The following is a 26,064-nucleotide window of genomic DNA, read 5'->3' as shown; positions in this document are numbered from 1 at the left end:
CAATGACCGAGGACCTGGTGGAGCGGGCGCTGCCCGTGGTCGTCCCGGGCGCTCCGGGGCGGCCGGGGACCGAGCGCCGGCGGCGGCTCGGGCGGCTGCGGTCGCGCTCGGCGCCGTACGTGCTGGTCGCCCCCTTCTTCCTGCTGTTCGGGGCCTTCGGGCTCTTCCCGCTGGTGGCGACCGCCTGGACCTCGCTGTTCCGGGTGGAGCTGACGGCGCCGGAGGCCCGCGAGTGGGTGGGGCTGCACAACTACGCCCGGCTGCTCGACGACACCTTCTTCTGGAACGCGCTGGCCAACACGGTGCTGATCGGGCTGCTCGCCACCGTCCCGCAGCTGCTGCTCGCGCTCGGCGCGGCGCACCTGCTGGACGCCCGGCTGCGCGCGCGGCTCTTCTTCCGGGTGGCGGCGCTCGCCCCGTACGCGACCTCGGTGGCGGCGGCGACGCTGGTCTTCGCGCTGTTCTACGGGCGCGACCAGGGGATGGTGAACTGGGCGCTCGGGGTGGTGGGGCTCTCGCCGGTGGACTGGCAGAACGGCCCGTGGGCGTCGAAGTTCGCGGTGGCGTCGATCGTGATCTGGCGCTGGACGGGATACAACGCGCTGATCTACCTGGCGGCGATGCAGACGATCCCGCACGAGTTGTACGAGGCCGCCGCGCTGGACGGGGCCTCGCGGTGGCGGCGGTTCTGGCACGTGACGCTGCCGGGGCTGCGGCCGGCGCTGGCCTTCACCGGGATCGTGTCCACGATCGGGGCGGTCCAGCTCTTCGGCGAGCCGCTGCTCTTCAGCAGCGGGGCGGGCGCCTCGGGCGGCGCCGACCACCAGTACCAGACGCTGGGTCTGTACCTGTACGAGCAGGGCTGGGTGAACCTCCATCTGGGACGGGCGGCGGCGATCGCCTGGGCGATGCTGGTGCTTCTGGTGGTGCTGTTCGGAGCCGTCCGCCTCCTCCGGGGAAGGGGTGCGCGGTGACGGGGCGGGTGCGGGGCCGGAGCCGGAGCCGTAAGCGGGTCGGGGGCGCGGGGACGGGCTCCGGCGCGGGCGCGGGCTCGGAGTCGTACGAGCGGGGCGGGTGGGGGACGTATCTGCTTCTCCTGCTGTTCACGGCGGTGTCCGTCTTCCCGCTGCTGTGGACGGCGGTGGCCGCCTCGCGGACGAGCGGGCGGCTCGCGGAGAGCCCGCCGCCGTTCTGGTTCGGGCGGAATCTCGGGCGGAACCTGTCGGTGGCCTGGGGCGAGGGCGGGATGGGCGAGGCGCTGGCCAACACCGCCGTGGTGGCGGGGGCGGTGGCGCTCGGCACGGTGCTCTTCTCGACGCTGGCCGGTTTCGCCTTCGCCCGGCTGCGGTTCCGCTTCCGGGGGCCGCTGCTGCTCCTGGTGGGCGCGACGATGCTGGTGCCGCCGCAGCTCGGGGTCGTCCCCCTCTATCTGCTGATCGCCCGGCTGGGCTGGACGGACCAGCTCCAGGCGGTGGTGCTGCCCTCGCTGGTCTCCGCCTTCGGCGTCTTCTACATGCGCCAGCACCTGCTGGGCGCGCTGCCGCCGGAGCTGCTGGAGGCGGCGCGGATGGACGGGGCGGGGACGCTGCGGGTGGTGTGGCACCTGGTGCTGCCGGCGGCGCGCCCGGCGATGGCGGTGCTGGGGATGCTGTCGTTCGTGGCGGCGTGGAACGACTTCTTCTGGCCGGTGCTCGCGCTGACCCAGACGGGCAATCCGACGGTGCAGGTGGCGCTGACGGGGCTTGGCCGGGGCTATGTGCCGGACACCTCGGTGGTGATGGCGGGGGCGCTGCTCGGGACGCTGCCGCTGCTGGTGGTGCTGACGGTGTTCGGGCGGCAGATCGTGGGCGGGGTGATGCGGGGGGCGGTGAAGGGGTGAGGGGACCCCCGGGAGTCTTGGGGGGGTCACCCGGACGGGCGCGGCGGTGATCCACTGCCCTACCCCCACTGTTAGCGTCCCCTTATGTCCGCTATAAACGGTTTGCTCCCTATGTGGGCGGGGTGAGGTCGGATGGGAGTCCTGCGCGACCATCCCGAACTCGCCCTCTTCGTCTGCCTCGCCGCGGGATACCTCCTCGGCAAGCTCCGGGTCGGCCCCATCACGCTCGGCGGCATCTGCGGGACGCTGATCGTCTCGCTGCTCATGGGCGCCTGGGCGAAGGTCACCGTCTCCGACGACGTCAAGACGATCTTCTTCGCGCTCTTCATCTTCTCGCTCGGCTATCTGGCCGGGCCCCAGTTCTTCGCCAACCTCAACAAGAAGAGCCTGCGCTTCTTCACCCTCTGCCTCATCGAGGTCGTCTGCGTCGTCGGCATCGCCCTCGGCCTCGCGAAGGCGTTCGACCTGGACGTCGGCACCGCCGCCGGCATCCTGGCCGGCGCCGCCACCGAGTCCGCGGTCGTCGGCACGGCCACCGAGGCCATCGGCAAGCTCTCCGACCTGACCCAGGAACAGATCACCCAGTACCAGGGCCACGTGGCCACCGCGTACACGGTCTGCTACCTCTTCGGCCTCATCACCATCGTGATCTACACCAGCCAGATCATGCCGATGATGATGCGGATCAACCTCCGCGACGCCTCCCGCGAGCTGTGGGAGAAGATGCGGGGCTCCGGCGGCGGCCTGGAGTCCGACGAGCGCGAGGCGCTGCCCGGCATGGTCGGCCGCACCTTCCTCGTCACCCTCGCCGACGGCACCAAGGTCTCCGACCTGGAGCGGCGGTTCGGCAACCGGGTCACCGTCGAGGCAGTGAAGCGGGGCAGCAGGATCCTCACCCCTCCCCCGCCCGGCTTCGAGCTGACCCTCTCCGACCTCGTCCTCGCGGTCGGCCGGCGGGCCAACATCATCGAGGCGGGCCGCGAGATCGGCCCCGAGACCCCGGCGGTGCCCGGCCTCGACACCCCGCTCGCCACCAAGCAGGTCTCCCTCACCGACAAGACGGCGGTCGGCAAGTCTCTGGACCAGCTGACCACCGAGCACCCGGAGATCGCCTCCGGCGGCGTCTACGTGACGGACGTGCTGCGCAACGAGTCGCATCTGCCCGCCACCCCGGAGACCATCGTCCAGCGCGGCGACGTGCTCACCCTGGTGGGCGCCCGCTCCTCGCTCGGCAAGCTCGCCTCGAAGGTCGGCTCGATCGTCAAGAACGACGCGACCGACTTCATCTACCTGGGCCTCGGCATCGCCTGCGGCTCGCTCCTCGGGCAGGTCGTGGTGAAGTTCGGCGACGTCCCGATGTCGCTCGGCACCGGCGGCGGCTGCCTCATCTCCGGCCTGCTCTTCGGCTGGTTCCGCTCCCGGACCCAGACCTTCGGCGCCTTCCCCCCGCAGGCCGCCTCCACCCTCAAGGACATGGGCCTGGCCATCTTCATCGCCTGCACCGGACTGGTCTCCGGCCCGCAGGCGTGGCCGCTGCTCAAGGAGTACGGGGCGCTGCTGCCGTTCGCGGGCATCGCCATGGTGCTCGTCCCGGCGACGCTCTCGCTGATCGTCGGCCGCAAGCTGCTGAAGATCGAGAAACCGCTGCTGATCGGCGCCATCGCGGGCCAGCAGTGCTCGACACCGGCGATCACCTCGGTCACCCAGGTCGCGCAGAGCTCGGTCCCGATGCTCGGCTACACGATCACCTACACCCTCTCCAACTTCCTGCTCCCCCTGACCGGACCGCTCCTGGTCGGCATCCTCGGAGCCTGAGAGGCGGCGCCACACACATGATCGACTTCCTCAACCGGAACATCTTCCAGCCCCACCCCGAACTGCTCGTCTTCATCACGGTCGCGCTCGGCTTCCTCTTCGGGAAGCTGCGCTACCGGGCGATCGCCCTCGGCGCCGTGACCGGCTGTCTCGTGGCGGGGCTGCTGCTCGGCGCCCAGTTCAAGATCACCATCGACGCGACGGTGAAGAACCTGTTCTTCACCCTCTTCCTCTTCGCCCTCGGCTACAAGGTCGGCCCCCAGTTCTTCCGGGGCCTGAAGAAGGACGGACTGCCGCAGGTCCTCAACGCGGTCCTCGTCTGCGTCACCGGCCTGCTGGTCTCCTGGGGCTTCGCCGTGATGCTGGGGTACGGCCCCGGGCTCTCCGCCGGCCTGCTCGGCGGCGCGCTGACCCAGTCCGCCGTCATCGGTGTCGCCCAGGACGCCATCGGCAACCTCCCGGGCCTGTCCGCCGACCAGATGAAGACCGAGGAGAACCTGGTCGCCGTCGGGTACGCGGTCACCTACCCGCTCGGCACGATCCTCTGCGCCATCCTCCTCGCCAACATCCTCCCCCGCCTCTACAAGCGGAACCTGGCCGCCGAGTCCGCCCAGCTCGCCAAGGAACTGGACGCCCCCGGCGACAACCCGGACCTGGCCGAGGGCTACTACGAGGTGGTGCTGCGCGCGTACACGATCCAGCGCCCCGACCTCGTCGGCCGCACGATCGACGACTTCGAGAACCAGCAGAAGACGCTCGGCCACCGCGTCTACATCACGCGGGTGCGCCGCGACGGCGCGGTCCTCCCCCACGACCAGGGGACCGTGCTCCGCGAGGGCGACACCGTCGCGATCTCGGCCCTGCGCGGCTCCCTCGTCGCCTTCGACGCCCGCACCCACATCGGCCCCGAGACCGACGACGTCGAACTCCTCGGCTACGAGACCGAGTCCCTCCACGTGGTCGCCTCGAACAAGGAACAGCTCGGCAAGTCCGTCGCCGACCTGCGCCGCGAGCCCTTCATGGTCGGCGTCTACATCGACAAGATCTACCGCTCCGGCTCCGAGTTCCCCTACCGGCTCTCCACGCAGCTGGAGCGCGGCGACACCGTGATCCTGACCGGCCCGAAGCGGCTCGTGGACCCGGCGGGCAGGGCGATCGGCAAGCCCGTGCCGACCTCCTTCGCCACCGACATGCTCTGGATCGGCCTCGGCGTCTTCCTCGGCGGCTGCATCGGCATCCCGGCGCTCACCGTCTCCGGCGTGCCGATCTCGCTGTCGACCTCCGGCGGCGCGCTGATCATGGGTCTGGTCTTCGGCTGGATCCGCGGCAAGTACCCGACGTACGGCAACGTGCCGCCGGGCGCCCAGTGGTTCATGGACACCTTCGGGCTGTGCGCCTTCGTCGCCGTGGTCGGCATCAACGCCGGCCCGAGCTTCACCAGCGGCCTGTCGACGGCCGGCTGGGGACTGCTCCTGTGGGGCGCGGTGGCCACCCTGATCCCGCTGCTGGTCGGCTTCCTCGTCGGCCACTACGTCCAGAAGATCCGCTTCCCGATCCTGATGGGCGTGCTGGCCGGCGGCCAGACCACGACCGCGGCGATCGGCGCGATCAACGAGCAGTCCAGATCCCAGATCCCCACGCTCGGCTACACGATCCCCTACGCGGTGGGCAACGTGCTGCTGACCATCTGGGGCGCCGTGATCGTCATCCTCAACCACTGACCAGCGAAGGACACCCCATGCCCAAGACCAGCTTCACCCGCGAGGAGATCAAGTCCTTCGCCCAGCTCTCGCCGTTCGAGCTGAAGGACAAGTTCATCACCATCGCCCAGGCGGTCCAGGCCGACCAGCCGGGCCAGAAGGGCAAGTCGTCGGTCCAGATGCTCAACGCGGGCCGCGGCAACCCGAACTGGACCGCCACCAGCCCCCGCGAGGCGTTCTACGCGCTCGGCTACTTCGCGCTCGCCGAGTCCCGCCGGGTCTGGACCGCCGACGACCTCGGCGGCATGCCCGAGCTCAAGGGCTCCGGCGGCCGCTTCGACACCTTCGTGCGCCAGCACCCGGACCTGCCCGGCATCGAACTGCTCCAGAAGTCGGTCGAGTACGCCGTCGAGCGCTTCGGCTTCGACAAGGACGCCTTCGTCCACGAGCTGACCGACAGCTCCATCGGCGACAACTACCCGGTGCCGGACCGGATCCTCACCCACACCGAGCAGGTCGTCCGCGGCTACGTCGACGACGAGATGTTCGACCGGCGGCCGCCCGCCGGGAACGTCTCGTACTTCGCCACCGAGGGCGGCACGGCCGCCATGTGCTACGTCTTCGACTCGCTGATGAAGAACGGGCTCCTGAAGAAGGGCGACCGGATCGCCCTGATGGTGCCGGTGTTCACCCCGTACATCGAGATCCCCGAGCTCGACACGTACGAGTTCGACGTCGTCCACGTCAACGCCTCCCTCTTCACCGAGACCGGCGTCCGCGAGTGGCGCTATCCGACGGAGGAGGTCGCCAAGCTGGAGGACCCGTCGATCAAGCTGCTCTGCCTGGTCAACCCCTCCAACCCGCCCTCCCTCGCGCTGAGTCAGCGGGTCGCGAACCAGCTCAAGGAGATCGTCGCCGAGAAGAACCCGAACCTGGTGATCGTCACCGACGACGTCTACGGCACCTTCGTCCCCGGCTTCCGCTCGATCGCCGCCGACCTCCCGCAGAACACCCTGCTCGTCTACTCGTACTCCAAGCACTACGGCGCCACCGGCTGGCGGCTCGGCGTCATCGGCCTCAACGACGACAACGTCATCGACCGGATGATCTCCGAGCTGCCCGCCGCCGAGAAGGAGCGCCTGGACAAGCGGTACGGGACGCTCACCCTGGAGCCCGAGAAGATCAGGTTCATCGACCGGCTGGTCGCGGACTCCCGGCAGGTCGCCCTCAACCACACCGCCGGCCTGTCGCTGCCGCAGCAGGTCATGATGACGCTGTTCTCGCTCTTCGACATGCTCCCCGAGGGCCAGGCGTACAAGGAGCGGCTGCGGGCCATCGTCAAGCAGCGGCTCGACCTCCTCCTCGAAGGCGCCCAGATGAAGATCGCCGAGGACGACAAGCGGGCCGGCTACTACATCGAGCTGGACCTCCTCGCCGAGGCCGAACGCGTCCACGGCAAGGACTTCGCCGACTTCCTGGAGAAGAACTACGAGCCCGTCGACCCGCTGTTCCGGCTCGCCGAGCAGACCGGCGTCGTCCTCCTCAACGGCGGCGGCTTCGACGGCCCCGAGTGGTCGGTCCGGGTCTCCCTCGCCAACCTGGACGACCTCGACTACCTGAAAATCGGCCACCACCTGCGGGCGATCTTCGACGACTACGCGGAGGAGTGGAAGACCTCCCGCGGCGTCTGATCCACTCGCACACGGAAGCGTGCCCCGGCCGGGGGTGGGGTATCTCCGGCCGGGGCACGCGGTGTGGGGGGACGGGGGTGGCTTACTTGTAGGCGGCGAACGCCTTCGTGAAGGCCAGCGGCTGCTGGAGGATCGAGGAGCAGGTGGCGTCCGCGTAGTTCACCGCGCCGGCCGCGCACTGCTTGTCCCGGGTCGAGGACCACATCGAGAGCCAGCCGAGCCCCTTGGACTTCGCGAAGTCGACCAGCTGGGTGGCGTCGTCGACCTTGAAGATCTCGGTGACGACGTCGTTCACACCGATCATGGGGGTGACGGCCACGGTCTCCCAGGCGGCCGCGTCGGAGAGTCCGAGGACCCCCTTGAGCTGGGCCTGGGTCGCGGTCGCGGCCTGGATCGCGTACGTCCCCATGTCGGCGCTGTAGGCGGGGCCGTAGTCCATCGCCATGATGTTGACCGCGTCGATCCGGACGCCGTTCCTCTTCGCGTCGGCGAGCAGGCTCACGCCGGGCTGGGTCAGGCCCTCGGGCATCACCGGCAGGGTGAAGGAGACGTTCAGGCCCGGGTGGCTCTTCTGGAGCTGGGCGATGGCCTGGGAGCGGCGGGTGTTGGCGGCCGTGTCCGGGAGGGCGGCGCCCTCCACGTCGAAGTCGACCTTGGTCAGCTTGTACTGGTCGACGACCTTGCCGTACGCCTTCGCCAGGTCGGCGGCGCTCGCGCAGTTCAGCGCCAGCTCGTGGCCGGCCGCGCCGCCGAAGGAGACCCGCACGTCGCCGCCCTTGGCGCGCAGGGCACCGATCTGGGCGGCCACCTTGTCGTGCGCCAGGTCGGTGACCCCGCCCCAGAGCGGGGCGCAGGAGCCGCCGGAGGTGATGAAGGCGAGGTTGAACTCCTTCACACCGGTGGCGTCGGCGGTGGCGAGCAGGTCGTACGAGGGGTAGAGCGAGGTGTCGACGTAGGGGGCGAAGCGCGCGGAGGTGACGGGGGTTCCGGTGGGTGTGGGGGTCGGGGTGGGGGTGGGCGTGGGCTTGGGGGGTGTGGTGGTGGTCGCGGTGGCCGTGGGGGTCGGCTTCGCGGTGGCGGTGGCGGTCGCGGTGGGCTTCGGGCTCGCGGTCGCCGTCGCGGTGGGCTTCGGGGGCGCGGTGGTGGTCGCGGTCGCCGTGGGGGTGGGCTGGTCGGTGGGGCGGCCGCTGGGGGTGGGGGCGGGGCCGCCGGCCGAGCAGGCCGCCTTGTTGATGAGGCAGCCGGCCGGGTCCCCGGCCTGTCCGGCCGCCGAGGTCACGAAACCGACGGTGACGGACTGGCCGGGGGCGAGCTGCCGGTTCCAGCTCGCGGGCTTCACGGTGACGTGCCGGCCCGAGACCGTGTGGTCGCCGTTCCACAGGGACCCGAGCGTGGTCCCGGCGGGCAGGTCGAACTCCAGCGTCCAGTCGGACTGGGCGGCGGAGGTCTCGTTGGTGATCACGTACTGGCCGGTGTAGCCGCCCGTCCAGGAGGAGGTCCGGGTGTAGGCGGCGCCGACGGCGGCTGCCTGGGCGGTACCGGTGAGGGCGAAGACCGTGCCGCCGGCGACCGCGGCCGCGACGAGCGCGCCCACCGCCTTCGTACGGCCGCTCGTCCTGCGCCGGTGCCCGTTGGTGCCCATGCGTGCTGCCTCCGTGGTGCGGGGGGTGTGGGGGTGCGGTGTGGGGGTGCGGCAGCACGCTAGCGCCCCGGAATCGGACAATTGCCGTACGGCGGACGGCAGTCGGGATCCTTAGGCTCCGCTTAAGAAAGCCATCATCGCGGGCAAAGGTTCAGCGCCGCCCGGCCTTGCGGCGGCGGGCCGGGCGGTGGGAGCCGCGGCCCGCGTGGCCGCCGGGGAGGTGTCCGCCGAGCCCGATCCAGATGCGGACCTCGGTTCCGCCGAGGACCGAGTGGCCGATCCGGACGTCACCGCCGGTGGTCTCGGCCATGCGGCGCACGATGTCGAGCCCGAGGCCCGTGGAGCCGGCCCGGGTGCCGCTGTTGCCGCGGGCGAGCGCGGCGTCCGGGTCGGCGATGCCGGGCCCGGCGTCCGAGACGAGGACGATGACCGCGTCCTCGCCGTTGTGGACGTCGACGGAGAAGGCGGTGCCCTCCGGGGTGTGCCGGAAGACGTTGCCGAGCAGGGCGTCGAGCGCGGCGACGAGTTCGGGACGCGCCACCGGGATCCGTACCGGCCGCTCCACCCCGGCGAGGCGGACCAGCCGCCCCTCGTCCTCGGCCAGCGCGGACCAGAACTCCATCCGCTCGCGGACCACTTCGGCGGCGTCGCAGCCCGCGCCGGGGCCGGTCGGCGCGGTGGTCTGCGGCTTGGCGTCGCGGGCGGTGCGGATGATCGTGTCCACCTCCCGCTCCAACTGCTCGACGGCGGACCGGGTCTGGTCGGCGGCGGGTCCCGAGCCGAGCGAGGCGGCGTTGAGGCGGAGCACGGTGAGCGGGGTGCGCAGCCGGTGGGAGAGGTCGGCGGCGAGTTCGCGTTCGTTGGCGAGGAGCTGGACGACCTGGTCGGCCATCGAGTTGAAGGCGACAGCGGCCGACTTGAGTTCGGGCGGGCCCTCCTCGGCGACGCGGACGCCGAGGCGGCCCTCGCCGAGTTCGTGGGCGGCGCGGGCGAGGCGCTGCGCAGGGCGGACCATGCGGATGCCGAGCCGGTCGGCGACGGCGAGGGAGCCGACGATGAGGGCGACGCCGACGCCCGCGAGGACGAGCCAGGCGGTGGCGACGCCGTTGGTGACCTCGCCCTCGGGGACGAAGAGTTCGACGACGGCGACCTGGCCGCTGCTGAGCGCGGTGGGCTGGAGCAGGGCGTAGCCGCCGGGGACTTCGGCGATGGAGGCGCGGCCGAGGGTGCGGGTGGTGGCCAGTTCGTCGGCCCCGGCCCGGCGGGTGCCGATCTCCAGGGGCTGCCCGTCGGGCGTGGCGGGCGGGACGTGCACGGCGAGGCGTCCGGCGGCGCCGTCCTCGGTGGTGGCGACGGCCTTCTCCAGCTCGACCCGGTCGGTGGTGATCGCGAGGACCGGGGCGAGCCCGGCGCCGCGCCGCTCGGCGTTGGAGAAGGCCCGGTCGCGGGCCATCTCCTTGACGACGAGACCGAGGGGTACGGCGAAGGCGATGACGACCATGGCGGTGACGGCCAGCGACACCTTCACGAGGGCCCATCTCACTGCTGGTACTCCCGGGGCGGTTCCAGCTTCACGCCGACGCCGCGCAGGGTGTGGAGGTAGCGGGGCCGGGCGGCCGTCTCGCCCAGTTTCCGCCGCAGCCACGACAGGTGGACGTCGATGGTCTGGTCGTCCCCGTACGCCTGCTGCCACACCTCGGCGAGCAGTTCCTTGCGCGGGACGACCACGCCGGGCCGCCCGGCGAGGAAGGCGAGCAGGTCGAACTCGCGCCGGGTCAGGTCGAGGGGGACGCCGTCGAGTTCGGCCTGGCGGCGCAGCGGGTCGATGGCGAGCCCGCCGACGCGGATCTCGGTCGTCGGCGCGGGCTCCCCGGACACGGCCCTGGCCCGGCGCAGCACGGCGGCCATCCGGGCGGTGAGGTGCTCGACGGAGAAGGGCTTCACGAGGTAGTCGTCGGCGCCGGCGTGCAGGAGCCGTACGATCTCCGCCTCGTCGTCCCGGGCGGTTGCGATGATCACCGGTACGTCGGTGATGCCGCGCAGCATCTTCAGCGCCTCGGACCCGTCCAGATCGGGCAGACCGAGGTCCAGGACGACCACGTCGAAGCGGAAATGGGCGACCTCGCGCAGCGCCTCCAGGGCGGTGCCGACGCTCCGTACGGTGTAGGAGGCTTCCGTCAGCTGCCGGATGAGGGCCGAGCGTACGAACTGGTCGTCCTCGACCACGAGCACACTTGCCATGGGCCGCACCGTACGCCATTCGGGGGACACCCCGGGCACCCCGCACCTTCCGGTCCGCGCCGGGCGGGCGTGGTGCAGTATGGCCCCGATGCGAAGAGGACTCGTTCACGCCCTGGCCTGGTCGCTCGCCACCGGCGCGGCGGTCACGCTCTCCTGGTGGGGAGTGCACACGGTGCTGTCCGGCACGGTCTACGACCCGCCGCTCGCCCTGCCGCTCCCGGTCGGCACCCAGGCCGGTCCTGGCCCGGACGAGACGTCCATCGGCGACCCGGTGACGGCCTCGACGCGCCGCCCGGAGAGCACTCCCCCGCCCACCGCTCCCCCGTCCTCGCCGTCCGCTCCGGCCTCTCCGGCCGCGACCGGCCCGGCGGCCGGGGCCGCGCCGTCCACGACCCCGCCCCGCACCCCGCCGTCCGCCACTCCGGCACCGACCACGTCCACGCCCTCCCCCTCCGGTTCCTCGCGGGTGCAGAGCTATCCGGTGGACGGCGGCCGGGTGACCTTCGACCTGGGCGAGTCCTCCGCCGAGCTCGTCTCGGCGATCCCCGCCTCGGGCTGGCAGATGCAGGTGTGGAAGCAGCCGACGTGGATCCGGGTGACCTTCACCCAGGGCGGCCGCGAGATCTCGGTGTTCTGTCTCTGGCACGACTCGGCGCCCCGCGTGCAGATCGAGGAACGCGCGGTCTGAGGCCCGCCCGTCGGGTCCGGCCTGCCCTGCCCGGTCCGGCTCAGCGGAAGACGGAGGGCGGCGGCTCGGGCGACGCCTTCGCGGTCGCGTCGGTGACCGGGGTGGCGCCGCCGGTGAAGTCGGCGAGGGCGCGCCCGTGTTCGACGCGTCCGGGGTGCGGGTCGGTGGCGACCCGGCGGGTCAGGTCGGCGACGGGCAGTTCGCGGCCGGAGGCGACGAGGATCGCGTTGCCGAAGCGGCGGCCGCGGAGCACGGTCGGGTCGGCGATCAGGGCCAGTTCGGGGAAGACGGCGGCGGCGGTGGCGATCTGGCCGCGGAGGTGGGTGAGCGGCGGCCCGTCGGCGAGGTTGGCGGCGTACGTGCCTCCGGGCCGCAGCGCGCGCCGTACCTCGTCCAGGAACTCGGTGCTGGTGAGGTGGGCGGGGGTGCGGGCGCCGCGGAAGACGTCCGCGATGATCAGGTCGGCCCAGCCGTCCGGGACCTTGGCGAGTCCGGCGCGGGCGTCGGTCGAGCGGACCCGGATCCGGGCGCCGGGGTCGAGCGGCAGCTCGCGGCGGACGAGGCGGACCAGGGGCTCGTCGATCTCGACGACCTGCTGGGTGGAGCGGGGCCGGGTCGCGGCGACGTACCGGGCGAGAGTGAAGGCGCCGCCGCCGAGGTGCACGGCCTGGAGGGGGCGGCCGGGCGGGGCGGCGAGGTCGGCGACATGGCCGAGCCGCCGCTGGTACTCGAAGGTGAGCGCGGCGGGGTCGTCGAGGTCCACGTGGGACTGGGGGGCGCCGTCGAGGAGCAGTGTCCAGGCACGGGGGCGGTCGCGGTCGGGTATCAGTTCGGCGAGCCCGCCGTCGACGGTCTCGGAGACGGCGCCGGCCGCCGCCCGCTCGCGCTGCTTGTTCCTGGCCATCCGTCCATTATCGGCCGGACGGGCGCGGGGCCGGTCAGTGACAGCCGTCGGCCGCCTCGATGAGGCGGGCCGCCTCGCCGAGGGCGCGGCGCAGGACGGCGGGGTCGGTGACGGGGCCGGTGTCGCAGGGGGGCAGTAGCCAGCCCGCCGGGCGGGGGGCGTCGCCGGCGGGCTCGGGCAGTTCGGGGAGCTCCGGGAGGCGCAGCCCTCGGCCGGAGGTGCGGGTACAGGCGCTGCCGGGGAGGTCCCAGGCGGCGGCGGTGCCGGGCGGGACGAGGAAGCCGAGGGTGTCGCAGGTGCCGTCGTGGAGCACGGGCCCGACGGCGGGGCCGGCGCCCCGGCGGCGGAGGATGTCGACGGCCTCCAGGCCCTGCCGGACGGGCACGGTCACCAGGTCGCAGGGCTCGTCGGCCCCGGCGCGGCCCGGGGTCCCGGTGGCCTCGGTGGTCGTCACGGTCGTCACGGTCGTCTCGAAAGGCGCGGCGTTCTCGGACATGGACCCCTCCTCGCTTCCCGGAGGAGACACGTTCCGTCCCTCCCATACGGTTCAACGCCCGTGCGCGTCAACGGCTACGGCGGCACGCCGCCGCAAAGGATGGCAGTTCATGGCAGATCACAGGCGAGATATCCGATTTGTAGCCAAACTCTGCGTAGGCATCCGGTCACAGCAGGTACGTTCATGCCGCCGGAACACCCGGCAGCACCAGGAGAGGGCTCGGCCATGGCCATGTCACGGGCAGTTCCCAATCTCGCCTTCCGACGGCTCCGCGGTCAGCACTCCCCCGCGGAGTTCGCCGCCTTGGTCCGCCGGGCGGCACGGGAGATCGGCGAACAGGTCGCGTGCGACGCCCGCTACATCGGGCGCGTGGAGGCGGGCGAGATCCGCTGCCCGAACTACGCGTACGAGCGGGTCTTCCTGCACATGTTCCCCGGGCTGAACCTTGCCGACCTGGGTTTCTCTGCGCGGGAGGCGGTACGCGGCCGACGGCAGGCCGCCCCGGCCGGGGCCTCGGGGCCCCCCGCCCTCCCGACCCGGAACGATGAGGAGAGCGACGTGCTGCGTCGCGCATTCATGACGAGCGGCACCGCCACCCTGGCGGCCGCCTCCTGGGGACTCGGCGGCACCGCCGCGGCGATCCCCAGCCCCCGCGGCACCCACCGCATCGGCGAGGCCGAGGTCCACGCCGTCGAGGACGCCGTACGGCGCATCCGCCTGCTCGACGACCGGCACGGCGCCGACGGGCTCTACAAGGTCGCCGCCCAGCCGCTCCGCACCGCCTACGCCCTGCTCGACCAGGGCAGCGCGGCCCGCCGCTCCACCGAGGACCGGCTGCTCGCCGGCGCCGGCGAGCTGTCCCTCTCCGTCGGCTGGCTCGCCCACGACTCGGGCCGCCACGAGGACGCCCGCTCCCACTACGCCGAGGCCCTCGCCACCGCCCGGGTCTCCGGGAACGCGGCCCTGGAGGCGCACGCCTTCTGCAACACGTCCTTCCTCGCCCGCGACACCGGCCGCTACCGCGAGGCCGTCCGCGCCGCCCAGGCCGGACTCCGCGCCGCGGGACCGCTCGGCTCCCCCCGGCTGCTCGCCCTGCTCTCCCTGCGCGAGGCCGCCGCCTGGGCCGGACTCGGCGACCGCTCCGCCGCGGAAGAGTGCCTCGGCCGCGCCCACGAGCACTTCGGCCACGGCCACGCCGACCAGGACCCCGAGTGGATGTCCTTCTTCGGCGAGCCCGAACTGGAGGCCCTGGAGGCCCACTGCTGGGCCGCCCTCGGCGACTGGACCCGCGCCGCCCGCCACTCGTACCGCGCCACCGTCCTCCAACACCCCCGCTTCGCCCGCAACCTCGCCCTCTACCGCGCCCAACTGGCCGGCAACCTCGCCCGCGCCGGCCGCCGCGACGAGGCCGAGGCCGAGGCGCGGCGCGTGGCGGACTCCCTGGACGAGGGGATCGCGTCGGCGCGGATCCGGGGGTTGCTGGCGGAGACGCGGCTGATTCTCACGGGGGTGTGAGGCGGGATACGGGATCCAAAATCCAGCCTTCTGGATATTGGATCCGGGATCCCGGATCCAATATCCGGGATCCGAAATCCCAGCTCAGCCCTCCAGATGCCCCGTGTCGTTCCAGCGCCCGATCGCCGGTTCCCCGTACGCCCACCCGAGGACCGACAGGCTCGTCGGATCCAGGCGGATGCGGGCGGCGAAGGAGACGTCCTCGCCGAGCCAGCGGGCGCCGATGGAGCGGAGGATGTGGCCGTGGGCGAAGACCAGCACGTCACGGTCGGCCGAGCGGGCCCACGCCACGACCTCGTCGGCGCGGGCCGAGAGCTGGGCCAGGGACTCGCCGTCCGGGACGGCGTCGCGCCAGATCAGCCAGCCGGGGCGGAGCTCCTGGATCTGCGCGGGGGTGAGGCCCTCGTACGCGCCGTAGTCCCACTCCATCAGGGCGTCCCAGGGCTCGGCGCGCTCGCCGAAGCCGGCCAGGTCGCAGGTCTCGCTCGCGCGGATCAGGGGGCTGGTGCGGACCTCGACGCCGGGCAGGCCCTGCCAGGGGCCGCGGTGCAGGCGCTCGCCGAGCAGCTTGGCGCCGCGCCGGCCCTCGTCGAGCAGCGGGATGTCGGTCCTGCCGGTGTGGCGTCCGAGGAGCGACCACTCGGTCTGGCCGTGTCGGGCGAGCAGGATGCGCGGTGCCATGGGCGGGGCTCTCCAGAGATGTGCGCGGATACGGAGGTACGGGTGCCCTTCCGTCGGGTGCCCCTCCGGAGGGTCCCCTCCATCATCGCGCAGGTGGCCCGGGCGCGAACTCCCGGTGTCACCGGGCCGGAACCCGCCCGCGTTGTCAGTGCCGGATGCGAGACTTCCGCGGGTGAGCGCATCCCTGGACGACGGCGGGTCACGGCCGCCGCACACGACGGACCCCGTGCCGACCCCGGCGAGCCGCCGCAGGACGCGGGAGAGACTCGCCGAGCTGCGCGGCCCGGCGGTCCCGCCGCGCCCGCTGGACGCGCGGGCGCTGGCCGCGCTCGCGGCGAACCCGGGGTGCAGGCGCCGCGCGCTGCTGGACGGCGCGGGGGTGGACAAGGGGGCGCTCGCCTCACGGCTGGGCTCCCCCGCGCCGTTCGGGCAGTCGCAGTTCGCGATCGTGCGGGGCAACAGCTTCGAGGCGAAGGTGAAGGCGGACGGCGGGCGCGAGCTGCTGCGCCTCTTCGGCGTCGAGGACCCGGGGATCGTCTCCGTACCGGATCTGTCGGCGTCCGGGCCCGAGGGGCGGACCGCGCGGACGGCGCTCGCGCTGCGCGAGGCGACCGCGGCGGGCGGGTGGACGCTGCTCGACCATCCGCTGCTGACGCTGGAGGTGGCCGGTTCGCCCGTGCACCTGGAGCCGGACGCGGTGGTGGTGGATCCGGCCGGGCGGTGGACGGTCGTGGAGATCAAGTCGTTCCCGATGGTGGACGGGGCCGCGGACGCGTCGAAGGTGGGCGCGGCGGCCCGGCAGGCGGCGGTGTACGTGCTGGCGCTTGAGCGGGTGGCGGCGCTCACCGAGGGGGCCGAGATCGGCCACTCGGTGCTGCTGGTCTGCCCGAAGGACTTCTCGAACCTGCCGACGGCCTCCGTGGTGGACGTGCGCAGGCAGCGGGCGGTCACCCGGCGGCAGCTGGAGCGGCTGACCCGGATCGAGGAGATCGCCGGGGCGCTGCCGGAGGGGCTGAGCTTCGATGTGCGGGAGTGCTCGGCGGAGGAGCTGACGGCGGCCGTGGAGGCGGTTCCCCACGCGTACGCGCCGGAGTGCCTGACCGCGTGCGAGCTGGGCTTCCACTGCCGGTCGCGGGCCCGGGAGGCGGACGCGGTGCAGACCCTGGGCCGTTCGGTGCGGGGCGAGCTGGGCGGGCTGACCACGGTCGGGGCGGTGCTCGCCGCGGCGCGCGGGGAGCAGGGCGACCCGGAGGACCCGGCGGTGGCGGCGCTGCGCCGGGCGCGCGCGCTGCGGCAGGAGGCCCTGGGCGAGGCGGGGGCCGCGGCATGTCGCTGATCGCGCATCTGGCCCGGATGGAGGCCGTGGAGGCGGGCCGGGCGCAGCCCCTGGCGACCGTCCGGCACCGGCACCTCGGCGGGCGGCCGCTCGTCCTCGTGCCGCTGACCACCGCCGGTGAGGCGGGTGCCCCGCTGGGGGCGCTGGTCGGCACCGACCCGGAGGAGCCGCGGCTGCTCGTGGTGCCGCAGCCGCGGGACCGGGAGCTGCGGTTCGCGTTCCTGGCCGAGCTGGCCGAGGAGGTGCTGCCGTACGTCGACGGGTTCACGGACGCGGTGGAGCTGGTCGAGCGGAACGAGACGGATCCGGAGACCGGGAAGAAGGCGAAGGTCGAGGTCGAGCTGTGCGCCGACGCGCCGCAGCTGATCGTGCCGAGCCGGGCCGGGATCGAGTACGTACGGCTCCTGGGGCGGTCGACGCGGTTCCGGCGGACCGCCGAGCAGGACCCGGACACGCCGTATCCGGCACCCGCGCGCGTGCCGCTGCTCGGGCGCTGGCTGACCCATTACGGGGAGCGGGCCCGGGTGCCGGGCTCCTCGCTGCTGCTCGCGGCGACCGACCTGCTGAACCGGCACTGGGCGACCGGGCAGTCCTCCCTGGAGGACCAGCACCTGGGGGCGCTGCTCGCCTGGATCGACCCGTACGACGGGGAGCCGGGCGCCGAGGCCGCGTACCGGGCCGAGCTGGGGCGGGACGGGGACGGGCAGTTGCTGTGTCCGCCGGCCGGGCCCGCGACCGACCCGGCCTTCGACAACCAGCTCCTGGCGCCGGCGATCGAGGCGTACGACCGGGCCCGGCAGGCGGTCGGCGCCGCCGAGGACGGCGAGGCGGCCGACACGGCCCTCGCCGCCCTGCACCGGGCCGAGCGGGAGGTCCGCCGGCTGGTGGGCTCGCAGCTGAAGCCGACCTGGTACGCGACCTGGCGGGCGCTGGGCCTGCTGCGGGAGCTGCCCGAGGGGGGCAGGGTCGTGGACCGGTGGACCCGGGACCGCTGGTCGTTCACCGCGCACCGGGACCGGATCACCGCCGGGGAGCCGCCGCAGCCGCGCCGCGACGACGCGGTGACGGCCGCCGCGAAGCTCGCCGCGCGCGAGCAGGCGCAGGGGCAGTTGGACGCCCAGGAGGCGCTGGACGATCCGCTGGTGCTGGCCGGGCGGAGGCTCGCGGGCGAGGCGTTCACCGGCGAGGTCACCGAGGTGGTGATGGCGTGGACGGAGTCGAAGCGGCCCGCGCCGCGTCCTCTGCTGACCGTGCGTACGGAGGACCGGCCGCATCTGGACGAGGGCGTGAAGGTGTACCGCTCGCTCGGCGGGAAGCCGCAGTCGGCGCAGTTCGTGTCCCGCGAGGAGGACGGTTCGCTGGTGCTGCGGCTGCTGGACAAGATGGGCCGGTCGAAGGAGCCCGCGGAGGGCACGGTGCCGGAGAAGGGCGAGCGGATCGCCTGGACGCTCTTCGAGCACGACCAGCGGGTGGGGCCGAAGCTGCCCGACCCGGAGGAGACGCCGTGGACCCACGGCGGCCCGCCGCGCCACGCCGACACCGCCGAGCTGCCCGACGCCGTGACCCCCGAGGACCTGCTGTGACCCTGTACGACCCCGCCGTGCTCGACCCCGGCGCCGCGGCCGCGAAGGCGACGGCGGAGATCCTGGAGAGCACCCTGTACGGCTCCGCCCGGGGCGTCGTCGTCGACTCCCCGCCCGGCGCCGGGAAGTCCACGCTCGTGGTGCGGGCCGCGCTCGAACTGGCCGCCGCCGGGCGCCCCCTGATGGTGGTCGCGCAGACGAACGCGCAGGTCGACGATCTGGTGCTGCGGCTCGCCGAGAAGGAGCCGGACCTGGAGGTGGGCCGGCTTCACTCCAGCGACGGCGACCCGTACGACAAGGCGCTCGACGCGCTGGAACACGTACGGAAGTCGGCGAAGGCCGGGGACCTCGCGGGGCTGCCGGTGGTGGTGTCGACGGCCGCCAAGTGGGCGCACGTGAAGAACGTGGAGCCGTGGGCGCACGCGATCGTGGACGAGGCGTACCAGATGCGGTCGGACGCGCTGCTGGCCGTGGCGGGGCTGTTCGAGCGGGCGCTGTTCGTGGGCGACCCCGGGCAGTTGGATCCGTTCTCGGTGGTCGGGGGCGACCAGTGGGCGGGGCTGTCGTACGACCCGTCGGCGTCGGCGGTGTCGACGCTGCTCGCGCACAATCCGGAGCTGCCGCAGCACCGGCTGCCGGTGTCCTGGCGGCTGCCCGCGTCGGCGGCGCCGCTGGTGTCGGACGCGTTCTACCCGTACACGCCGTTCCGCTCGGGCACCGGGCCGGGCGACCGGCGGCTCGCGTTCGGCGTGCCCTCGGACGGCTCCGCGCCGGACCGGGTCCTGGACGAGGCCGCCGAGTCGGGCTGGGGGCTGCTCGAACTGCCCGCCCGGCACACCCCGCGCACCGACCCGGAGGCCGTGCACGCGGTCGCGCTGGTCGTCCGCCGTCTGCTGGACCGGGGCGGCGCGGCGGTCAGCGAGCGCTCCGACACGCCGGTGCCGCTGACCGCCGAGCGGATCGCGGTGGGCACCGCCCACCGCGACCAGGCGGCGGCCGTCCGCTCGGCGCTGGCGGCGCTGGGCGTGTCGGGCGTGACGGTCGACACGGCCAACCGGCTCCAGGGCCGCGAGTACGACGTCACGGTCGTCCTCCACCCGCTGTCGGGCCGCCCGGACGCCACCGCCTTCCATCTGGAGACCGGCCGCCTGTGCGTCCTGGCCTCCCGGCACCGCCACGCCTGTGTCGTCGTCTGCCGCGCGGGTGTCACGGAGCTTCTCGACGAGCATCCGTCGACGGAACCGGTCCAGTTGGGCGTCACGGTGAAGTTCCCCGACGGCTGGGAGGCGAACCACGCGGTCCTGTCGCACCTGGCGGAACACCGGGTGGCCTGGACGCCCTGAGTCTCAGGGGCGGTGCGTGGCCGCGCGGAGGACGGAGGCGCCGACGGGGGTGAGGGTGTGCAGGACGATCGCGGCGTGCCGACTGCTGGTGATGAGCCCGGCGTCGCGCAGGGCCGTGGCGTGCCGGCTGGCCGAGGCGGCGGAGACGCCCGCCGCGCGGGCGATCTCGCCGGTCGTCGCGCCGGTCGCGGCCGCGCACAGGGCGGCCGCCCTGGTCCGCCCGAGGAGGGTCGCGAGGGGCACGGACGGTTCGGCGGCGAGCCGGTGGTCCGGGGGCAGGGCGGCGGCGGGCCGGCGCACCGGGTAGCAGACGACCGGCGGGAGGTCCGGGTCGGCGAGGCTGGTCGGGGTGCGCCAGCAGAAGTAGGTGGGCAGGAGGGTCAGTCCGCGCCCGTCGAGGCGCAACTCCCGTTCGGCGGGCGGGAAGTCGACCTGTAAGTGCGGCGGCCGCCAGCGGATCGCGGGCCCCGCGCCGGCGAGCATCCCGCCGACGCCGCCGTCGAGGAACCCCCGCCCGAGCGCGGCCCGTTCGGCGTCGAAGCGGGAGCGGATGGAGTCGGCGTACGGGGCGATGCCGACGTCGTGGTACGCGCGCAGCAGCCGGACGAGCTCCCGGCGCTCCTCCAGCGTGCTGAGCCGCCCGGCCCACGGGGGCGCCCCGACGGTGCGGTCGAGCCGCGTCATCTCCTCGGACACCCGCCGCGGCGGGGTCGCCAGGATCGCGTCGAGACCGGCGGCGAGCCCGTCGACGCCCAGGCCCGGGGTCAGGAAGTCCGGGAAGTAGGCGGCGCGGGGGAAGAGCGGCAGGAGGATCGCGCGGAAGGCCCGTTCGAGCCCCTTCTCGCGCAGCCTGACCCGTACGGCCCTGAGCCAGCCCGCGTAGGCCCAGCGGCCGTCGCGGGTCTGGAAGCGGTGCAGGCTGGTGGCGATCTCCCAGAGCGGGTTCGGCGCGGGGGCGACCCGTACCGCTCCCAGGTCGGCCTCCCCGAAGTGGATGCGGAGCAACTCGTTCCCCCCGATGAACTCGGCTTTTTCGGTGAGCCGCAACAGCATCGCGGGGTTCCCCCGGAATCCGTCATGGTTGCCGAACGGCGCAGGACGACGGGCGTGTCCGTGCCGTCGGACCACCGAAACGGGAGGAAGAAGAACATGCGAACTCTCCAGAAGACCACGGCAGTCGCTCTCACCACCGGCGCGCTGGCCCTCGTCGGCGTCCTGGGCACGGCGGGCACGGCCGCCGCCGCCCCGGCCGGGGCGGAGCGGACGGCGCGGGCCGCCGCGGTGGACCCGGTCCTGCCGCCGGTCTACGGCTACCGCAACGTCTGGAAGGACGTGAACCACCGCCTCTACGCCGACGGGGACTCCCGGCGGCTCGGCATGCTCTACGCGAACACCTCCTACGCGGTGAGCTGCTGGAAGTACGGCGAGTCGGTGACCGCCGAGGGCACCACCAACAACGTGTGGATCCTCGTCAGGAACGGCGGCGGCACCTGGGGCTACTCCAGCGCCATCTACTTCTCCGGCAACAAGTACGCGAACCTCCCCGCCTCCGCGCGGTGCTGATCCCCGCCCCTGGGCACCTCTGACCAGCCCTGACCACCTCCGGAGCCGTGCGGCGCACCGCACGGCTCCGGAGGCGTTCCCCGGCGGGCTCCGGCGGTCTTGCGGGAACCGGGACAATGGGGGGTGGTCCGGGTATCCGGGCGGCACGTGCGCGAGGAGGAGCAGAGCATGGCGGAATCCGGGGAGTGGAGTGGGCAGCGGCGGCTGCGGCCGGCGCCGCTGGTCTTCGAGCCTGCCGAGGCGACCGCCGATCCGGAGCACTTCTTCGACCTGGAGTCGATCGAGGACCCGAAGGAGCTGCTGTCCCGGGCGACCGAGCTGACCCTGGCGTTCCGGGCGGCGACGGACCGGGCGGTGGAGTTCCAGGCCGTGGCGGCGGCGCAGCTCGCGGATCCGAAGCGGTTCGACCGGCTGACGGCGGCGGACGTGGCCGAGCGGGCCGCGTGGACCGAGGACTACGCGCGGAAGATGATCGAGTTCGGGCGGGATCTGATCCGTACGGACGGGCGTCCGGCGGAGGACTGACCCGGTCGGCGGAACAGGCGTTCGGCATATGCGGGGCGCACGATACTCCCCCGGTCGGGGCCCTGTCCGCGTTTCCGGAACTCTCGGCGTCCGCTTCGTCACGGGCGGTAGACCTGTCCGTATGACGACGACGACCTGGCTGCGCGACGAGACCCCGTACGACGTCTTCCGCTTCCTGCGGACGGGTGACGAGGACCGGCACCAGACCGCCCGGGTGACGGCGGACGGCGCCGCCTGGCTGGCCTCGGCGGCGGGCGGGGTCCCGGGGGCGGCGCTGGCCCGGTGGGAGGCGCGGCCGGAGTCTCCGGCGGTGCTGCCGTGCGGGGCGGCCTTCGACGTGGTCAACGTGGACCCGGTCTTCGGGCGGCGGATGCTGGACCGGCTGTGGGAGGAGGGCCCCGGCTCGGGGCCGGTCGCCGCGCACCGGGGCCGGATGCTGCTCTTCGCCGCGCCGGGCACGGCCCAGCGGCTGCCCGCGCTGCTCGACTGGGAGGAGTGGGGCGCGTCCGTGCCCCGGCCGCTCTGTCACGGGACGGGCGACGCGGTGACCGTTCCGCCGCTGGTCCCGGCGGGTGAGGAGTCCTCCCGGCCGCGCTGGCTGGTCGCCCCCGACACGCGGAACCCGTGGCTGCCCGGGCCCGAGGTGATGCTCTGGGCCTGTGTGCGGGCCGTCCGGATGGTTTCCGCCGCCGACGTGCGGGTATCGATTTTCGCTCCCGCCGTTCGGGGTGCTAATGTCTACGACGTCAGCAGGCGCCGCTAGCTCAGTTGGTTAGAGCAGCTGACTCTTAATCAGCGGGTCCGGGGTTCGAGTCCCTGGCGGCGCACCGACAGAGAAGGCCCCTCACGCGAGTGAGGGGCCTTCTTGTTGTTGCTGCCTACCGCGTCACTGCGGCGCCGGCGGGGTGATCTTCACGGTCCAGACGCCCGCCTCGCTGCGGTCGGCGACCTCGACGCGTACGCCCGTGCCGGGCACCGTGAGCGTCTCGCCGACCTCCATGGGCGCGTCCGCCAGCGGCGGGTAGACCGAGCGCTCCCAGCACGCCTCGGTGGACGGGTGGGCGTCGACGACCTGGACCGGGCCGTCGCCGGAGGCCGCGCCGGCCCGCACCCGGTAGAGGAGGACGCCCTCGGTGCAGGTGTCGGCGTCGTTGCCGGTCGCGGCGCGCGCCTCGATCGCGAGGACGCTGTCCGGGCCGGTGCGGACGACGGCCAGCCGGGTCCCGCGCGCGGTGGGCGTCGCCGGGGCGGCGGAGACGGCCTCCAGGCCGACCACCCGCGGCTCGCCGCCCTGGACGCAGGTCACCTGGGTGCGGTCGAGCCAGCCCAGCTTCCACTTGTGCCAGCCGAAGGGGTCGGGGGCGAGCCCGAACTGGCTGCCCATGACGTCCCAGTCGCCCACGTGGGTGTCCCAGTCGCCCTTGCCGTCGGCGGGCCGGCGGTAGAGGTCGGGCAGGTCGAAGACGTGCCCGGTCTCGTGGGCGAGGACGTTCCGGTCCGGCGGGTGCCGCTCGAAGACCGTGACGACCCGCCGGATCCCCTTGCCGTCGGCCTCCAGCGGGCGGTCCAGGTTGACCACCTTGGTGGCGTCCGAGTCCACGCCGGGCGCGTCCGGGTCCGCGACCAGGTAGACGACGTCGTACCGGGAGAAGTCCACGGAGTCGTCGACCGCGGCGATCGCGTCCCGCAGGTACGCGGCCCGCTTCCCGGAGTCCCAGTCACGCCGTATGTCGTAGTCCGTCGACGGGCGGGGCATCGGCGTCCAGGTGGTGCGGGGGTGCGGGCGCAGGGTGAACCGCCCGTAGGAGGCCCGCTGGAAGAACTCGGTGGTGGCCGGGAAGTGGTCGGCGGTCAGCTCCTCCGGCGTGGTCAGCGGGGTGGCGTCCGGGAACGACAGGAAGATCATGACCGCGTCGAGCGCGCGCTCGGGGCGCGGATAGGAGCCGTTCCAACTGGAGAGGCCGAGCGAGTGGTGGGCGGCGGTACGGGGCAGGGCGCAGGGACCGGCCGAGGGCGCGGCCACGGCGGGCCCGGCGACCAGGCCGGTGGCCGCGAGCGCGGCGAGTGCGGTGAAGGAGGCGGCTCCGGCGCGCAGCCTGGAGCGCTCCACTCCCCCGGGTGGCTGCTGACCCTCCACGTGGACCTCCGGTTCGCGAGTGCGGGACACCTCCACCACCTTGTGATGTTTCGCGGCGTTTCGCATGTTTCCGCTGCCCCGGTCGGGTGAGAGGGTGGCGCGAGGTGGACGCGAGACGGGCAGGCTTCAGCTCACGGAAAGTCACATTCGGTCATCCCCGCGACGCCGTGCGTCAGACCCGGCCGGAAACGGTCGAGGAGGCGGCGCCCGGTGGCCGGCCTCACACCGGCCGGGCCCCCGGCCACCCGCCCCGGAGCTGGAACGGCCCCCCGGCCTGGCTCTATGATCGGCAGACTTGTCCCAGGCCGACCATCCCGACCACATGTGAACGGCCCCCCTGCACCACGGGAGCGAGCGGTGAGCGGAACCCCCGAAGGACCGGTACACCCAGATCCGCCCGGCATCCCGCCGGCCCGTCCCGCACTCACGGAGCGTGAACTCCGCGACTACCGGGCAGCCTTCAGCGCCTCCCGGCTCGCCATGGCCCTCGTGGACCGCGACGGCCTGGTCGTCGCCGCCAACGACTCCCTCGGCGCCCTCCTCGGCACCGACAGCGCCGCCCTGCGCGAACAGGCCGCCGCCGACCTCGTGGACCTCGCCTCCGACGGACGCACCTGGCACGCCTACCGCGAGGTGCTGCGCGGCCGCCGCTCCCGCTTCCGCTGCACCCGCCGCCTCAAGCACCCCGACGGGCGCAAGCTGTGGGCCGAGGTCACCGTCGCCCCGGTCCCCGACACCGGCCGGGTCCTCCTCTCCGTCTCGGACATCAGCGACCGGCGCGAGCTCCAGGCCCGGCTGCGCCACCTCCAGATGCACGACCCGGTGACCCGGCTGCCCAACCGGGCGCTCTTCTTCGAGCGCCTCTCCTCCGCCCTGGAGACCGCGGCCGCCGAGAGCGCCGAGGCGGCCACCGGCGCGGGCGGCCCGATCGAGCCGGCCGGCGCGCCGGGGCCGTACCGCGCGCACCACGCGTATCTGTCGTATCAATCGCACCGCCATGGCAGAACAGGGCGGATCGGGCTCTGCTACCTCGACCTCGACGGCTTCAAGGCGGTCAACGACACGCTCGGGCACCGGGTCGGCGACCGGCTGCTCGCCGCCGTCGCCGGGCGGCTCACCGAGTGCGCCGACACCGCCGGCTACACCCGCAGCGGGGGCCATCTGGTGGCCCGGCTCGGCGGCGACGAGTTCGCCCTCCTCGTCGAGGAGTCCACCGGGACGGAACAACTCGCCGACCTGGCCCGCTCGGTGCTCGACGCGCTGGAGCGGCCCTTCGACCTCGGCGGGCAGCGGCTCTCGGTCTCCGCCTCGATCGGCGTCGTCGAGCGCACCGCCGTCGGCACCACCGCCACCGGGCTGATGCAGGCCGCCGACACCACGCTGTACTGGGCCAAGGCCGACGGCAAGGCCCGGTGGACGCTCTTCGACCCCGAGCGCAACGCGCACCGGATGACGCGCCAGTCGCTCTCCTCCACGCTCCGCCCGGCGGTGGAGCGCGGGGAGTTCGCCCTGGAGTACCAGCCGCTGGTCGACCTGGCGGGCGGGGCGGTGCGCGGGGTGGAGGCGCTGGTGCGGTGGAACCATCCGCAGTTCGGCATGCTGCCGCCGAATCGGTTCGTCGGGATCGCCGAGGAGGACGGCTCGATCGTCGAGCTCGGGCGGTGGGTGCTGCGCGCCGCCTGCGAGCAGGCCCGGCAGTGGCAGAAGGACCATCCGCGCGAGCGCCCGCTGTTCGTCTCGGTGAACGTGGCGGTCCGCCAGGTCTGGGACTCTGACCTGGTCGCGGACGTGGCGGGGATCCTCGCCGAGACCGGGCTCGCCCCGCACCTGCTCCAGCTGGAGCTGACCGAGTCCGCGGTGATGGGCTCGGCGGGCCGCCCGCTCCAGGCCCTCCAGGCGCTCAGCGACATGGGCGTGCGGATCGCCATCGACGACTTCGGCACCGGCTACTCGAACCTGGCCTATCTGAGCCGGCTGCCGGTCTCCGTCCTCAAGCTGGACGGCTCCTTCGTGCGCGGCTTCCAGGACGAGGAGCACGCCAACCCGGCGGACGAGCTGATCGTGGAGGCGCTGGTGCAGCTCGCCCACCGGCTGGGCCTCACGGTGACCGCCGAGTGCGTGGAGACCGCCGGGCAGGCGGCGCGGCTGCGGCGGATCGGCTGCGACACCGGGCAGGGCTGGCTCTACTCGCGGGCGGTGGCCCCGGACCGTATCGCCGAGATGATCGAGGGCACGACGACGCTGCGGGTCTGAGCCCCGCCGGGCGGCCTGCGGGCATGGAACTGCCCCCGGCCGGAGGGACATTCCGGGCGGGGGCAGTGGTTC

22 protein-coding genes and 1 tRNA gene are annotated in these 26,064 nt (G+C 73.4%); 15 read left to right on the top strand and 8 right to left on the bottom strand.

The window, feature by feature from the left end:
• The first annotated feature begins 2 nt into the window (after positions 1 to 2).
• The 5 genes from ACFXMG_RS32125 (at position 3) to ACFXMG_RS32105 (ending at position 7,085) form a co-directional block, all read left to right on the top strand.
• Positions 3 to 974 (top strand): carbohydrate ABC transporter permease, encoded by a 972-nt coding sequence (locus ACFXMG_RS32125; protein WP_383821104.1) that lies wholly within the window; start codon positions 3 to 5, stop codon positions 972 to 974.
• Positions 971 to 1,879 carry a carbohydrate ABC transporter permease gene (locus tag ACFXMG_RS32120; protein ID WP_383821102.1) on the top strand — a complete coding sequence of 303 codons (909 nt, stop codon included), beginning with the start codon at positions 971 to 973 and terminating at the stop codon, positions 1,877 to 1,879. The genes ACFXMG_RS32125 and ACFXMG_RS32120 overlap by 4 nt, the downstream gene beginning before the upstream one ends.
• A 132-nt stretch (positions 1,880 to 2,011) precedes the next feature.
• Positions 2,012 to 3,694, top strand: coding sequence for an aspartate-alanine antiporter (gene aspT, locus ACFXMG_RS32115; RefSeq protein ID WP_383821099.1), 1,683 nt, complete (start codon positions 2,012 to 2,014; stop codon positions 3,692 to 3,694).
• Between the two features lie 17 nt (positions 3,695 to 3,711).
• On the top strand, positions 3,712 to 5,415 hold the full coding sequence (gene aspT, locus ACFXMG_RS32110; protein WP_383821096.1) for an aspartate-alanine antiporter: 1,704 nt from the start codon (positions 3,712 to 3,714) through the stop codon (positions 5,413 to 5,415).
• Between the two features lie 17 nt (positions 5,416 to 5,432).
• Complete coding sequence (locus ACFXMG_RS32105) at positions 5,433 to 7,085, top strand: bifunctional aspartate transaminase/aspartate 4-decarboxylase (protein WP_383821093.1); 1,653 nt, start codon at positions 5,433 to 5,435, stop codon at positions 7,083 to 7,085.
• Between the two features lie 82 nt (positions 7,086 to 7,167).
• On the opposite strand, the gene ACFXMG_RS32100 is transcribed toward ACFXMG_RS32105, so the two are convergent.
• The 3 genes from ACFXMG_RS32100 to ACFXMG_RS32090 form a co-directional block, all read right to left on the bottom strand.
• Positions 7,168 to 8,727 (bottom strand): cellulose binding domain-containing protein, encoded by a 1,560-nt coding sequence (locus ACFXMG_RS32100; RefSeq protein ID WP_383821090.1) that lies wholly within the window; start codon positions 8,725 to 8,727, stop codon positions 7,168 to 7,170.
• A gap of 151 nt (positions 8,728 to 8,878) precedes the next feature.
• On the bottom strand, positions 8,879 to 10,270 hold the full coding sequence (locus ACFXMG_RS32095; RefSeq protein WP_383821087.1) for a sensor histidine kinase: 1,392 nt from the start codon (positions 10,268 to 10,270) through the stop codon (positions 8,879 to 8,881).
• The gene (locus tag ACFXMG_RS32090) at positions 10,267 to 10,968 is read right to left on the bottom strand and encodes a response regulator transcription factor (RefSeq protein ID WP_383821084.1); all 702 of its coding nucleotides are present in this window, start codon (positions 10,966 to 10,968) and stop codon (positions 10,267 to 10,269) included. Before ACFXMG_RS32090 ends, ACFXMG_RS32095 begins: the two co-directional genes overlap by 4 nt.
• A gap of 79 nt (positions 10,969 to 11,047) precedes the next feature.
• Between ACFXMG_RS32090 and ACFXMG_RS32085 the strand changes: the two genes are divergently transcribed.
• Positions 11,048 to 11,656: a hypothetical protein gene (locus ACFXMG_RS32085; protein ID WP_383821081.1), complete on the top strand. Its 609-nt coding sequence runs from the start codon at positions 11,048 to 11,050 to the stop codon at positions 11,654 to 11,656.
• Positions 11,657 to 11,696: 40 nt separating this feature from the next.
• Here the strand turns inward: ACFXMG_RS32085 and ACFXMG_RS32080 are convergent, their stop codons facing one another.
• Together ACFXMG_RS32080 and ACFXMG_RS32075 are read right to left on the bottom strand one after the other, a co-directional pair.
• Entirely contained in the window at positions 11,697 to 12,560 is an 864-nt protein-coding gene (locus ACFXMG_RS32080) for a spermidine synthase (protein ID WP_383821079.1), read from the bottom strand.
• A 34-nt stretch (positions 12,561 to 12,594) separates the two neighbouring features.
• Positions 12,595 to 13,056: a hypothetical protein gene (locus ACFXMG_RS32075; protein ID WP_383821077.1), complete on the bottom strand. Its 462-nt coding sequence runs from the start codon at positions 13,054 to 13,056 to the stop codon at positions 12,595 to 12,597.
• A gap of 225 nt (positions 13,057 to 13,281) precedes the next feature.
• On the opposite strand from ACFXMG_RS32075, the gene ACFXMG_RS32070 reads away from it, so the two are divergent.
• Positions 13,282 to 14,571, top strand: a complete 1,290-nt coding sequence (locus tag ACFXMG_RS32070) for a tetratricopeptide repeat protein (protein ID WP_383821074.1) — start codon at positions 13,282 to 13,284, stop codon at positions 14,569 to 14,571.
• Positions 14,572 to 14,655: 84 nt separating this feature from the next.
• Here the strand turns inward: ACFXMG_RS32070 and ACFXMG_RS32065 are convergent, their stop codons facing one another.
• Positions 14,656 to 15,252 carry a histidine phosphatase family protein gene (locus ACFXMG_RS32065; protein WP_383821071.1) on the bottom strand — a complete coding sequence of 199 codons (597 nt, stop codon included), beginning with the start codon at positions 15,250 to 15,252 and terminating at the stop codon, positions 14,656 to 14,658.
• Between the two features lie 172 nt (positions 15,253 to 15,424).
• On the opposite strand from ACFXMG_RS32065, the gene ACFXMG_RS32060 reads away from it, so the two are divergent.
• From ACFXMG_RS32060 to ACFXMG_RS32050, 3 genes are read left to right on the top strand one after another with little or no spacing between them, the layout of a single operon-like run.
• Entirely contained in the window at positions 15,425 to 16,588 is a 1,164-nt protein-coding gene (locus ACFXMG_RS32060; RefSeq protein WP_383821068.1) for a hypothetical protein, read from the top strand.
• Positions 16,579 to 18,171: a hypothetical protein gene (locus ACFXMG_RS32055; protein ID WP_383821066.1), complete on the top strand. Its 1,593-nt coding sequence runs from the start codon at positions 16,579 to 16,581 to the stop codon at positions 18,169 to 18,171. Before ACFXMG_RS32060 ends, ACFXMG_RS32055 begins: the two co-directional genes overlap by 10 nt.
• A complete protein-coding gene (locus ACFXMG_RS32050) occupies positions 18,168 to 19,514 on the top strand; it encodes an AAA domain-containing protein (RefSeq protein ID WP_384338901.1) in 1,347 nt (448 codons plus the stop codon). The genes ACFXMG_RS32055 and ACFXMG_RS32050 overlap by 4 nt, the downstream gene beginning before the upstream one ends.
• Positions 19,515 to 19,517: 3 nt before the next feature.
• Here ACFXMG_RS32050 and ACFXMG_RS32045 read toward each other — a convergent pair whose 3' ends face one another.
• Positions 19,518 to 20,519, bottom strand: a complete 1,002-nt coding sequence (locus tag ACFXMG_RS32045) for an ArsR family transcriptional regulator (protein ID WP_383821205.1) — start codon at positions 20,517 to 20,519, stop codon at positions 19,518 to 19,520.
• A gap of 144 nt (positions 20,520 to 20,663) precedes the next feature.
• Here ACFXMG_RS32045 and ACFXMG_RS32040 point away from each other — a divergent pair, with 144 nt between their 5' ends.
• The 4 genes from ACFXMG_RS32040 (at position 20,664) to ACFXMG_RS32025 (ending at position 22,429) form a co-directional block, all read left to right on the top strand.
• Positions 20,664 to 21,077, top strand: a complete 414-nt coding sequence (locus ACFXMG_RS32040; protein ID WP_383821063.1) for an SH3 domain-containing protein — start codon at positions 20,664 to 20,666, stop codon at positions 21,075 to 21,077.
• 168 nt (positions 21,078 to 21,245) lie between these two features.
• Positions 21,246 to 21,602 carry a hypothetical protein gene (locus tag ACFXMG_RS32035; protein ID WP_383821060.1) on the top strand — a complete coding sequence of 119 codons (357 nt, stop codon included), beginning with the start codon at positions 21,246 to 21,248 and terminating at the stop codon, positions 21,600 to 21,602.
• Positions 21,603 to 21,723: 121 nt separating this feature from the next.
• Positions 21,724 to 22,365 carry a hypothetical protein gene (locus tag ACFXMG_RS32030; protein ID WP_383821057.1) on the top strand — a complete coding sequence of 214 codons (642 nt, stop codon included), beginning with the start codon at positions 21,724 to 21,726 and terminating at the stop codon, positions 22,363 to 22,365.
• Positions 22,356 to 22,429, top strand: a tRNA-Lys gene (locus ACFXMG_RS32025). Before ACFXMG_RS32030 ends, ACFXMG_RS32025 begins: the two co-directional genes overlap by 10 nt.
• A gap of 59 nt (positions 22,430 to 22,488) precedes the next feature.
• Here the strand turns inward: ACFXMG_RS32025 and ACFXMG_RS32020 are convergent.
• On the bottom strand, positions 22,489 to 23,769 hold the full coding sequence (locus ACFXMG_RS32020) for a M6 family metalloprotease domain-containing protein (RefSeq protein ID WP_383821055.1): 1,281 nt from the start codon (positions 23,767 to 23,769) through the stop codon (positions 22,489 to 22,491).
• 327 nt (positions 23,770 to 24,096) lie between these two features.
• On the opposite strand from ACFXMG_RS32020, the gene ACFXMG_RS32015 reads away from it, so the two are divergent.
• Positions 24,097 to 25,992 carry a putative bifunctional diguanylate cyclase/phosphodiesterase gene (locus ACFXMG_RS32015; RefSeq protein WP_384120197.1) on the top strand — a complete coding sequence of 632 codons (1,896 nt, stop codon included), beginning with the start codon at positions 24,097 to 24,099 and terminating at the stop codon, positions 25,990 to 25,992.
• Positions 25,993 to 26,064 lie beyond the last annotated feature (72 nt).

This window comes from Streptomyces sp. NPDC059201 (assembly GCF_042754585.1).
Classification (GTDB): Bacteria; Actinomycetota; Actinomycetes; order Streptomycetales; family Streptomycetaceae; genus Streptomyces.
The sequence above is the reverse complement of the archived record's forward strand: the minus strand, read 5'-3'. Positions and strand labels throughout refer to the sequence as shown.

What these genes read in the sequence shown, in the direction of transcription:
- ACFXMG_RS32090 (WP_383821084.1), bottom strand. Translation starts at nt 10,968, where the DNA reads ATGGCAAGTGTGCTCGTGGTCGAGGACGACCAGTTCGTACGCTCGGCC.
- ACFXMG_RS32125 (WP_383821104.1), top strand. Translation starts at nt 3, where the DNA reads ATGACCGAGGACCTGGTGGAGCGGGCGCTGCCCGTGGTCGTCCCGGGC.
- ACFXMG_RS32040 (WP_383821063.1), top strand. Translation starts at nt 20,664, where the DNA reads ATGCGAACTCTCCAGAAGACCACGGCAGTCGCTCTCACCACCGGCGCG.
- ACFXMG_RS32070 (WP_383821074.1), top strand. Translation starts at nt 13,282, where the DNA reads ATGGCCATGTCACGGGCAGTTCCCAATCTCGCCTTCCGACGGCTCCGC.
- ACFXMG_RS32075 (WP_383821077.1), bottom strand. Translation starts at nt 13,056, where the DNA reads ATGTCCGAGAACGCCGCGCCTTTCGAGACGACCGTGACGACCGTGACG.
- ACFXMG_RS32035 (WP_383821060.1), top strand. Translation starts at nt 21,246, where the DNA reads ATGGCGGAATCCGGGGAGTGGAGTGGGCAGCGGCGGCTGCGGCCGGCG.
- ACFXMG_RS32100 (WP_383821090.1), bottom strand. Translation starts at nt 8,727, where the DNA reads ATGGGCACCAACGGGCACCGGCGCAGGACGAGCGGCCGTACGAAGGCG.
- ACFXMG_RS32085 (WP_383821081.1), top strand. Translation starts at nt 11,048, where the DNA reads ATGGCCCCGATGCGAAGAGGACTCGTTCACGCCCTGGCCTGGTCGCTC.
- ACFXMG_RS32055 (WP_383821066.1), top strand. Translation starts at nt 16,579, where the DNA reads ATGTCGCTGATCGCGCATCTGGCCCGGATGGAGGCCGTGGAGGCGGGC.
- aspT (WP_383821099.1), top strand. Translation starts at nt 2,012, where the DNA reads ATGGGAGTCCTGCGCGACCATCCCGAACTCGCCCTCTTCGTCTGCCTC.
- aspT (WP_383821096.1), top strand. Translation starts at nt 3,712, where the DNA reads ATGATCGACTTCCTCAACCGGAACATCTTCCAGCCCCACCCCGAACTG.
- ACFXMG_RS32080 (WP_383821079.1), bottom strand. Translation starts at nt 12,560, where the DNA reads ATGGCCAGGAACAAGCAGCGCGAGCGGGCGGCGGCCGGCGCCGTCTCC.
- ACFXMG_RS32065 (WP_383821071.1), bottom strand. Translation starts at nt 15,252, where the DNA reads ATGGCACCGCGCATCCTGCTCGCCCGACACGGCCAGACCGAGTGGTCG.
- ACFXMG_RS32105 (WP_383821093.1), top strand. Translation starts at nt 5,433, where the DNA reads ATGCCCAAGACCAGCTTCACCCGCGAGGAGATCAAGTCCTTCGCCCAG.
- ACFXMG_RS32030 (WP_383821057.1), top strand. Translation starts at nt 21,724, where the DNA reads ATGACGACGACGACCTGGCTGCGCGACGAGACCCCGTACGACGTCTTC.